The 10189-nt window shown below is 66.8% G+C and carries 6 protein-coding genes and 3 tRNA genes; 3 read left to right on the top strand and 6 right to left on the bottom strand.

Features of this window, described 5'->3' with window-relative positions; all coding sequences use genetic code 11:
* The 6 genes from AC5P57_RS21490 to AC5P57_RS21465 form a co-directional block, all read right to left on the bottom strand.
* A partial coding sequence (locus AC5P57_RS21490) for a GTP-binding protein (protein ID WP_465161854.1) occupies positions 1 to 381 on the bottom strand: 381 nt, incomplete at its 3' end.
* Between the two features lie 41 nt (positions 382 to 422).
* Positions 423 to 498 (bottom strand) — tRNA-Thr (locus AC5P57_RS21485).
* 49 nt (positions 499 to 547) lie between these two features.
* Positions 548 to 621: transfer RNA gene (locus AC5P57_RS21480), tRNA-Gly, on the bottom strand.
* A 24-nt stretch (positions 622 to 645) separates the two neighbouring features.
* A tRNA-Tyr gene (locus tag AC5P57_RS21475) sits at positions 646 to 731 on the bottom strand.
* A gap of 137 nt (positions 732 to 868) precedes the next feature.
* Positions 869 to 1885, bottom strand: a complete 1017-nt coding sequence (locus tag AC5P57_RS21470) for an isoaspartyl peptidase/L-asparaginase family protein (protein WP_142807311.1) — start codon at positions 1883 to 1885, stop codon at positions 869 to 871.
* Between the two features lie 105 nt (positions 1886 to 1990).
* On the bottom strand, positions 1991 to 3010 hold the full coding sequence (locus AC5P57_RS21465) for a cyanophycinase (protein ID WP_262234613.1): 1020 nt from the start codon (positions 3008 to 3010) through the stop codon (positions 1991 to 1993).
* Between the two features lie 170 nt (positions 3011 to 3180).
* On the opposite strand from AC5P57_RS21465, the gene AC5P57_RS21460 reads away from it, so the two are divergent.
* The 3 genes from AC5P57_RS21460 (at position 3181) to AC5P57_RS21450 (ending at position 10073) form a co-directional block, all read left to right on the top strand.
* Positions 3181 to 5919 carry a TonB-dependent receptor plug domain-containing protein gene (locus tag AC5P57_RS21460; protein ID WP_262234611.1) on the top strand — a complete coding sequence of 913 codons (2739 nt, stop codon included), beginning with the start codon at positions 3181 to 3183 and terminating at the stop codon, positions 5917 to 5919.
* Between the two features lie 162 nt (positions 5920 to 6081).
* A complete protein-coding gene (locus tag AC5P57_RS21455) occupies positions 6082 to 8853 on the top strand; it encodes a response regulator (protein ID WP_495219775.1) in 2772 nt (923 codons plus the stop codon).
* On the top strand, positions 8850 to 10073 hold the full coding sequence (locus AC5P57_RS21450) for an EAL domain-containing response regulator (protein WP_262234609.1): 1224 nt from the start codon (positions 8850 to 8852) through the stop codon (positions 10071 to 10073). The genes AC5P57_RS21455 and AC5P57_RS21450 overlap by 4 nt, the downstream gene beginning before the upstream one ends.
* Positions 10074 to 10189: the final 116 nt, after the last annotated feature.

Raw genomic sequence — 10189 nt, 5'->3', positions numbered from 1 at the left:
GCCGACCTGGCGCGACAGCAGGATGTGCTCGCGGGTCTGCGGCATCGGGCCGTCAGCGGCCGAGCACACCAGGATCGCGCCGTCCATCTGGGCGGCACCGGTGATCATGTTCTTGACGTAGTCAGCATGGCCCGGGCAATCGACGTGGGCGTAGTGACGGACCGGGGATTCGTATTCGACGTGCGCGGTCGAGATCGTGATGCCACGAGCCTTTTCTTCCGGCGCGGCGTCGATCGAGGAGTAGTCCTTGAACTCGCCACCGAAGCGCTCGGCACCGATCTTGGTCAGTGCGGCGGTCAGCGTGGTCTTGCCGTGGTCGACGTGACCGATGGTGCCGACGTTGACGTGCGGCTTGGTGCGCTCGAACTTACCCTTGGCCATGGCTGCTTATCTCGAATTCGTCTGAGAGGTGATGCTTAAGATGGTGCTCACGAAAGGAATCGAACCTTCGACCTCTTCCTTACCAAGGAAGTGCTCTACCGACTGAGCTACGTGAGCCGAGTTTTGCATTATGACATGAACTCGATAATATTCAAAGTTCATTCAATGGAGCGGGAGACGGGAATCGAACCCGCACCATCAGCTTGGAAGGCTGAGGTTCTACCATTGAACTACTCCCGCGCCGGGAATGTCACAACGTGAAACTGGTGGAGGGAGGTGGATTCGAACCACCGAAGGCGTAAGCCAGCAGATTTACAGTCTGCCCCCGTTGGCCGCTTGGGTATCCCTCCTTACCACCCCATCCCGTTGCCGCCGAAGCGTTGCGGTGTGTGGTGGTGAGCCGCTTATTCTGCTGATGGGACGGGGGCCTGTCAACGCTTTTTTCCATCTTTTTCACACGTTGTCGCAAACCCATTGATACGCAAGGTTATTGCCCGGGGACCGGCAGGGTCTCGTTGGCGAAAATAGCGACATGAGGCACACCGTCGGCGCCGATCCAGCCCCGATACATGCCCAGGGTGTTGAACGGCGTGGCCATTTTTCCATCTGCGGCGAGCACGATCGCACCGCCATCGCCGCCCATCTGCGGGATCGTCTCGTTGATCACGCCCTTGCCGGCCTGCTCCGGGCTCTGCCCCTGGTAACGCATGCGCGCGCAGATCTCGTGCGCGGCCGCGGTGCGGATGTAGTACTCGCCCCAGCCGGTGCCGGACACCGCGCAGCGCGCGTCGGCCCAGGTACCGGCACCGATGATCGGCGAGTCACCCACCCGGCCGTAGCGCTTGTTGGTCATGCCGCCAGTGGAGGTGCCGGCGGCCAGCTGCCCCTGTGCATCCAATGCGACTGCACCGACGGTCCCGAAATGCTTTGCGGTCTCCAGATCGGCATGCGCCTGGCCGCTGGCCTCTTCCTTCAGTGCACGCTGCAGCTGCTGCCAGCGCTTGTCGGTGCGGAAGTACGATGGATCGACCAGGGTGATGCCCTGCTCCACCGCGAACGCCTCGGCGCCCTGCCCGACCATCATCACGTGCCTGGATTTCTGCATCACGGTCTGCGCCAGCAGGATCGGATTGCGCACCCGCTGCACGCCGGCCACCGCGCCGGCCGACTGTGTCGCACCATCCATCACCGCCGCGTCCAGTTCATTGCGGCCATCGTGGGTGAACACGGCGCCCTTGCCGGCATTGAAGGTGGGGTCATCCTCGAGCACGGTGATCGCGGCAGTGACCGCGGCCAGCGCGGGACGGCCGGCGGCCAGCTCCGCATGGCCCTTCAACAGGGCGGCCCGCAGCGCCTCGCGCGCCGCCTTCTCTTCGGCCGGCGACAGGTCCTTGCGCTCGACGCCGGCACCGCCGTGGATGACCAGCAGCGGCGCAGGGGCCGGTGCGGCCTGGGCGAGCAACGGCAGTGACAGCAGCGCGGACAGCGCCAGGCGCAGTTTCATCGGGTACGTCTCCAGCAGAACGAGGGAATGGATTGCAGGATAGTGCCGACCGCTGGCCGGCAGGGGGCGTATCGGGAAAGGCGAGTTGCCGGCCAGCGGCCGGCACTACCGAAGCGTGAACTCCATCTCGCCGTCACTGACGTCGGCCACCGCCTGGTAGTCGGCCTCCGCCTCGAAATCATCCAGCCGCATGCGGCTGCCGCTGGCGACCACGGTCACCGGCACCGCATGGAAGCGCAATGGCTCACCTTCGACCATGCGATCGGCATCACGGCCGGGGCTGACCACCCAGACCTTGCCCTCGCCGTCGGCACTGTAGACCTGCGCCTGGCCATCGGGCTCCACGCACAGCGCGGTGTCCTCGTCGACCCCGATGCCGACGATATCGGGGTCGCCACTGTCCTGTGCGGCGCGCGCCACGAACACGATCAGGCGGCCAAGCCGGTCGCGCTTGTCGAAGTGGGTGTCGGTGACGACGCGCTGCAGGTAGGGCATCTGCAGGAAGCCGCTGTCCATGGTCACCGCGCTGCCCATCGGGTCCGCCAGGGCTCCGGCCGAGGTGATGCTGCCACCATCCATCGCACCGTAGGCATAGCCCCCGAGGATCGCCAGGCCTGCGCTGGTGCCGGCGATCGGCTTGCCGGCGCGCACATGCGCGTTGAGCGCGCGGTTGAGCGCGGTGCCCTTCCAGAAACGGATGTAGCGTGACTGGTCACCGCCGGCGATGAAGATGGCATCGGCCGCGGCAACCACGCGCAGCACGGCGGGATCGTCCGCACCGCGACGACTGTCGAAAACCAGGGTCTGCACCGCGGTGGTCCCACCGATCTCGCGGTACAGGCGGTCCTGCAGTTCGTCGCCGCCAGAGGCACGCAGGATCAGCACACGGCCATTGCCGGCCTGCTTCAGCCACCACTGGAAGGCGTCCGGCACCCATTCGCCACCGCCCATCAGCATCATCGCCGGCGCGCGCGGCCCGGGGCGCGGGGCCTCCAGATCGCCGACTTCGTAGTAGGCAAAGCCCGGGCCCTGCAGGTCCTGCGCGGGCGTGGCCAATGGCCAGGCCAGCACCAGCAGCGCCAGCCAGGCGAAGGGGCTACGCAGGGTCCGGTTGAGGCGTCGCATCTTGATCTCCCTGAACAAAATCGACTTGCAAGCGTTTTCACTCTTTGCCAGATAGGGACCCAGTAGTCAAGGACATAAAAAAGGCGTTAAATGCGCGCGCCCATTCCAGAAATCTGAATGGGGGACAGGGCCCCTCCTCTGCGGGCCGGCATCATTTTTGAGAATTCCTCATGCGTAGACAGGCGATGGCGTGGTCGATCCAGCTGGCGTTGATGGGCGTGGCTGCTTCCGCGGCGGCCCAGGCACCGGCTTCCTCTTCGGTTCAACAGCTGGACGCGGTGCAGGTCACCGGCTCGCGCATTCCGCGCGCCCAGGTGGAAGGCCCCGCTCCGATCACGGTGATCAATGCCGAGCAGATCCGCTCCAGTGGTTTCACCAGCGTGCCGGACGTGTTGCGTGCGATGACCCAGAACGGCGGTGAGACGCAGAGCCAGCAGTCTTCCAGTGGCGCCGACTTCTCGCCGGGCGCCCAGCAGGTGGACCTGCGCGGGCTGGGCCCGAACCACACGCTGGTGCTGGTCAATGGCCGCCGCATCGCCGACTTCCCGATGCCGTTCAAGGGCCGCAGCAACTTCACCGATGTCTCCAACATCCCGCTGGGGATGATCGAGCGCATCGAAGTGCTGACCGGCAGCGCCTCGGCCATCTACGGTTCGGACGCGATCGCCGGCGTGGTCAACTTCATCCTGAAGAAAAAGGCCGACGGCACCACCATCGACATGCGCATGGGCACCACCACCGAAGGCGGTGGCGAGTCGTTCGACATGAGCCTGGCCAGCGGCTTCAGCCGTGGCAACTTCAACGCCGTATACAGCGTCGAGCTGCAGTCGCAGACCCCGCTGTGGGCCTATGAGCGCGACATCCAGGACTCGACCCAGGATGGCCCCACCGAGGGTTCGCGCATCGCGCGCCGCGCTTATCTGCGCACCGACTACGACGACAACTACCTGGACCCGGGTGCCGCCACCTGCGAAGCCCTGGCCGGGCAGAACCAGGGCAGCACCTACCGCGCCTACCGTCCGAAGTACGGTTACTACTGCGGCAGCGACGCGTCGATCGGCTACGGCACCATCCTCAGCAAGCGCCGTGGTGCGAACGGCTACGCATCGCTGAGCTACGACTTCGACAATGGCCAGCAGTGGTTTGCCGACGTGCAGCTGGGCTACCACACGATGTCGCTGATGCGCGATGTCACCAAATGGGGCCGGATGGATGCCAGCGGCGACGAGTCGGGCTACTTCAACAACCAGGCCACCGGCGAGATCGAGTTCTGGCAGCGCCAGTTCTCGCCCGAGGAGATGGGCGGCCTGCGCAATGCGATGGTACGCAGCACGCAGAAAACCTTCAGCGTGACCACCGGCTTCAAGGGCAACCTGATTGGCAACTGGGACTACGAAGCGGCCCTGAGCCACTCGCAGTACCAGTCGCGGATCAGCTGGGCGCAGATCATCGCCGCCAAGGCCAATGACCTGTTCCTGGGCCCGCAGCTGGGTGTGGATGATGATGGCTTCCCGATCTACAACGCGGATCCGTCGCGGCTGTACCGGCCGCTGACCCGCGCCGAGTACGATTCGATTGCCGCACGCACCACCTATTCGCCGAAGTCGCGCACCGAGACGGCAGCGTTCACCCTGACCAACTCGGCGCTGTTCGGCCTGCCGGGCGGTGATGCCGGTTTCGCCGCGACCGTGGAAGTGGGCCAGCAGGCCTACGCGCTGAATCCCGATCCGCTGGCCACCCAGTATTACTACTACAGCTGGAAGGATTCGGACGGCCAGGGCTCGCGCAACCGCTGGGCGACCGCCGCCGAGCTGCGCATGCCGCTGCACGAGACGGTCAACCTGAGCGTGGCCGGCCGTTACGACCAGTATCGCTATTCGGGCCACACCATCGGCAAGGCGACCTGGAGCGGCGGCCTGGAATGGCGCCCGATCGACACCCTGCTGGTACGTGGTTCGTATGGCACGGCGTTCCGCGCACCGGACCTGCACTACGTGTTCGCCGGCCCCGGCAATGACGAGACCACTGCAGAGGACCTGTACAGCTGCCGTGCCGACGGCGCCAGCGACTGCTCCGACTACGAGCGCAACCTGATCCGCAGCCGTACCGGCAACCGCCAGCTCGACCCGGAAACCAGCACCTCGTGGAGCGCTGGCTTCGTCTGGTCGCCGGCGATCGGCCTGGACCTGTCGGTGGACTGGTTCGACATCGACATGCGCAAGCAGGTTCAGGACATGGATGTGCGCACCATCCTGGCCAACGAAGCGAACTGCCGGCTCGGCACTGCCGACATCAGCTCGCCGACCTGCGTGGATGCGCTCGACCGCATTACCCGCACCAGCGATGGCCGCCTGTACGGCGTGCGCGTGGCCCCGATCAACGTCGCCCGCGAGTCCACCTCCGGCATCGACGTCGGCCTGCGCTACCGCCTGCAGACCGGCATCGGCGACTTCATCCTCAATGGCACCCACACCTGGGTGAAGAAGCACGATTTCCAGCGCTACCCCGGCGATCCGACCCTGGACCAGTTCGCGGTCAACAGCGGATTCGACATCCCGCGCACCAAGACCAGCCTGAGCGTGACCTGGGAGAAGGACGCGTGGTCGGCCACGGTCTACGGTTCGCGCCTGGGCAAGCTGCCGACCTCGGACAACTACGACCAGTCGTTCGACTGGGAAAGCGGTGACAGCCCATACGTGAAGGCGACCTACCGCTACAACGCGTCGGTGCAGTACCGCTTCGACGACCATTCGCGCCTGTCGCTGTCGGTGGTCAACGTGTTCAACAAGATGCCGCCGAAGGACGCCACCTACACCGCGTACCCGTACTACGACGTGTCCTGGTTCGACAGCGTCGGCCGCACCATCAACCTGCAGTACACCCACAAGTTCGGCGGCAGCGCACTGTAAGTGCCTGGCCAATGCCGTTACAGGAGACCCCCGCTTCGGCGGGGGTTCTTTTTTCCGCCGCCTGAACAGTACCCACGCGCAGGCTCCGGCCCGACCGGCCAGCGGGGGATTTTAGGAAACAGCTGATTCCGCGCCGTCCGCGCCGCTCCCTAGCATCGTTGCATGTTCCGCTTCCCCCGCCCCTCGCTGCAGCAGGCCGTGCCACCGACCACCGCGTCGGTGTTGCTGCGCTGCCTGACCGTGTGCGTCTTCATCTGCCTGGCCGCCGCGGCCGGGTTCTACCTGCTCACGGCATTCACCGAGGACATCTCGACCCATCGCCGCGAGATGAACGCAGCGGCCTACAGGGCCCAGATCTATTTCGACCAGCGCGAAGCCCTGCTGCGCTACCTGGGCGATTCGGTGCTGGCCGGCAACCCGGATGCACCTGCCACGAACAGCGAAGGCATGCGCCAGGTGCCGCTGGATGGTCCCGGTGGCCAGCCGGGCCAACGGCTGCTGCTGTCAGCGCGCGCCGACCACACGCTGCAGGCACTGCAGACGCATCTGCTGCTGGTCGATGCGCACGGCGCGCACTGGCTGGCCGGCGGCGAGGTCGACGTGGACCTGGCCCACCTGCCATCGCTGCGTGCGCTGCAGGCACGCAGCGGCAGCCTCGACGGGGCCGATCCGGTGTACTGGCTGCGTCCGGGCGACAGGGGCGTTGCACTGGCGCAGCCGGTACAGGCAGGCCCCCATCCGACACAGTGGCTGGTGCTGCTGCTCGATGGCGCGGCAGCGGCGAACATGATCGACGGCCAGGGCATTGGCGGTTATGCGCTGCTCGACCGTGCCGGGCAGCCCGCATTGTCCAGCCAGGCCCCGCGGCTGGATGGTGCGGGCTGGAAGACCCTGCGGGAGCGCCAGGACGACAGCTTCGGCATGTTGTGGAGCGGCGGGCTGCCGCGTGGGGTGGCGCTGGTGAAAAGTGTCGGCACTGATGGCTGGCGGCTGGTCTACCACCTGCCACCGCAGCTTCTGCTGGGCGACCTGGCGGTGTCCCTGCTGGCCTGCATGTTGTCGCTGCTGCTCGCTGCCATCGCACTGCGCCTGCTGCGGCATCGCGTGGACCTCCAGCTGATCCAGCCGGCCCTGCAGCAACACCGCCGCCTGCTGGAGAATCTGGATTTCAGCTCGACGGTGATCGACATGGCGCCGGTCGGCATCTGCGTCCTGCGCCGCAGCGACCGCGCGCTGCTGCTCTCCAACCAGTTGCTTCGCGACTGGCTTGGCGAAGAAGGCGAGCACAGCGACTGGCAGGCGCCATGGCGCGGACATGCCGGCGAGCGCGGGCGTGGACTGGAATTCACCACCCGCGACGGGCGCCAGCTGCAGGTGCTGCACGCAGCCTGCCGCTATCAGGGCGACGACGTCCTGCTATGCGTCTTCCATGACATTTCCCGGCACCGCCAGGCACAGGCCGCACTGTCGTCGGCACGCCAGGCCGCCGATGCGGCCAACCAGGCCAAGAGTGCATTCCTGGCCACCATGAGCCATGAAATCCGCACCCCGCTGTACGGTGTGCTCGGCACGCTGGAGCTGCTGGGCCACACCTCGCTGGATGCCCGGCAGTCGCAGTACCTGCGCACGATCGAGAGTTCCTCGTCGGTCCTGCTGCAGTTGATCAGCGATGTGCTGGATGTTTCCAAGATCGAGTCGGGGCAGCTCAGCCTGGAGCCGGCGGCGTTCTCGCCGCGCGAGCTGACCGAGAGCGTGCTGCGCAGCTTCGCCGCGTCGGCCACCTGCAAGGGCCTGCAGATCCTGGTCTGTACCGATCCGCGCCTGCCCACGCGCGTGCTCGGTGATGCCGACCGCATCCGCCAGGTGCTGGGCAACCTGCTCAGCAACGCGATCAAGTTCACCGAGCATGGCCGGGTGGTGCTGCGCGTGCGCCAGGTGCAGCGCGAAGGTGAATCGAGCGTGCTGGCCTGGCAGGTGACCGATACCGGCGTGGGCATCGCTGCGGAGGAACAGGCACGGTTGTTCGAACCGTTCCGCCAGGTCCGCGGCGCGGCCAGTGCGCAGGGCACCGGCCTGGGCCTGTCCATCAGCGACCGCCTGGTGCGCCTGATGAGCGGCGAGTTGCAGGTGGTGAGCGAGCCCGGCCTGGGCAGCAGCTTCAGCGTCCGCCTGCCCTTGCCGGTGCTGGCCGCTGCCGAGGATGGTCCCGCGCTGCTGCCGGAGCCGCCGATCCTGGTGCGTGGCCGCGACCGCGAGCTGGTCGACAGCGCCTGTGGCTGGCTGTGTCGATGGGGTGCCAATGCGCAGCCCTTGCTGGGCGACCCGACGCTGCTGGACCATGACGGCGCGATCCTGATGGATGGCGAAGCCGGAATACCGCTGGCCTGGGCGGGCCCGCGCGTGGTGGCATCGATCGAGGGCGGAGACCAGCCCATCCTCGCCGCCGATGGCAGCCTGGTGGTGACCCTGCATGGCATGACTGCGATCGGCAATGCACTGGCCAACGTGCAGAAGCAACGCGCGGCGCAGCCGGAGACCACCCGCGTGGCAACGCCGATGCCGCTGGGCCTGCGCGTGCTGGCCGTTGAAGACAATCCGATCAACCGGGTGATCCTGGCCGAGCAGCTGCGCACCCTCGGCTGCGATGTGGAGCTGGCACAGGACGGCGTGGAAGCCCTGCAGCGGTGCCGCGAGCAGTCCTTCGATCTGGTGGTGACCGACATCAACATGCCGCGCATGGACGGCCATGCGCTGGCCCGCCAGCTGCGCGATGACGGCAACCCGGTGCCGGTGATCGGCGCCACCGCCAATGCCACCGCCGAGGAGCGCGAGCGCTGCCTGGCCAGCGGCATGCAGGGCTACCTGAGCAAACCCATCGACATCGCCCGCCTGCGCAAGGCGCTCACCGCTTTGCGCCAAGGAGACCCCGCATGACCCTGCGTGTCCTGATCCTGGAAGACCAGCCCTTCCAGCGTGGTTTCCTGGCCAATCTGTTCGGCAGCCACGCCGGCGTCCAGGTCGACGCCTGCGAAGACGTGGATGCCGCCATCGCACTGTGTGCCTGCCAGCCCTACGACCTGGTGGTCAGTGACCTGCTGATGCCTGGGCAGGACGGCATCCAGTTCATCCAGGCGCTGGCGGCACAGCCACGCCCGCCCCGCCTCGCCGTGGTCAGCGCAGCACCGCGGCGGATGATGACCTCGGCGCGGCTGATGGCCGAATCGCTGGGGCTGGATGTGGTCGGCCTGCTACCCAAGCCGGTGGCGGCCGCCGACGTGGACGCGCTGTTCGAAGCCCTGGCGCAGGCGCGTCCGGTCACCGGCAAGACACCGTCAGGCGCGGCGGCGGCAGCCCCCGAACCGGACGCGTCGCAGCTGCGCCAGGCCATGGCCGATGGCAGCCTGACGGCCTGGTTCCAACCGAAGAAGTCCCTGCAGTCCGGGCGGGTGGTGGCGGCCGAAGCACTGGTGCGCTGGCGCCACCCGCAGCTGGGTACGCTGGCCGCAGGCAGCTTCCTGCCGGCGATCTGCCGCTACGGGCTGGAAGGCGACCTGCTGCGGATGATGCTCAAGGCCAGCATCAGCGCACAGGCCCGTTGGCGCAAGCAAGGCTTCCGGGTACCGGTATCGATCAACCTGCCGCCTCATCTTCTGGAGCAGTCGGACCTGCCCGATGAGCTGCTGGCGCTGACCCTGGCCCACGGCGGTACGCCCGGCGAGTTGTGCTTCGAACTGATGGAGAACAGCACCACGCGGCACGTCAGCGACTTCTATGCCGGTGCCTGCCGCCTGCGCATGAAGGGCTTCGGCCTGGCCCAGGATGATTTCGGGCAGGGACTGAGCTCGGTCCACAACCTGGTCAATACCCCCTTCACCGAGGTCAAGATCGACCGCGCGCTGGTCAGCGGCTGCGCCCGTGACCCGGCCCTGCACCTGACCCTGTCGACGGTGATCGCGCTGGCCAACCAGCTGGGCCTGACCATCGTGGCCGAAGGCGTGGAAAGTGACGCCGACCTGGCCGCACTGCGGCAGCTGGGGTGCAGCCAGGTGCAGGGCTTCCTGATCTCGCAGGCGCTGCCGTCGGACGAGTTCACCCACCTGCTTGACGAGGAAGCACCGCAACTGGACGAAAGACCGCGGGCCGCCCTGCGCTGACACGGATTCCACAACGGCTTCACAAAATCATCAAGTGGCATTGACGATCCTGTCTGTGCAGTGGCGGCGGACTTTGCGCTGCCGCCACCGGCACCGCTGCCCGCCCCCTGCTCCGA

Source organism: Stenotrophomonas sp. YJH_SMC_79 (assembly GCF_059367995.1).
Note: the sequence above shows the minus strand (reverse complement) of the source record. Positions and strands in the feature narration are given on the sequence as shown.

What these genes read in the sequence shown, in the direction of transcription:
- AC5P57_RS21465 (WP_262234613.1), bottom strand. Translation starts at nt 3,010, where the DNA reads ATGCGACGCCTCAACCGGACCCTGCGTAGCCCCTTCGCCTGGCTGGCG.
- AC5P57_RS21450 (WP_262234609.1), top strand. Translation starts at nt 8,850, where the DNA reads ATGACCCTGCGTGTCCTGATCCTGGAAGACCAGCCCTTCCAGCGTGGT.
- AC5P57_RS21460 (WP_262234611.1), top strand. Translation starts at nt 3,181, where the DNA reads ATGCGTAGACAGGCGATGGCGTGGTCGATCCAGCTGGCGTTGATGGGC.
- AC5P57_RS21470 (WP_142807311.1), bottom strand. Translation starts at nt 1,885, where the DNA reads ATGAAACTGCGCCTGGCGCTGTCCGCGCTGCTGTCACTGCCGTTGCTC.
- AC5P57_RS21455 (WP_495219775.1), top strand. Translation starts at nt 6,082, where the DNA reads ATGTTCCGCTTCCCCCGCCCCTCGCTGCAGCAGGCCGTGCCACCGACC.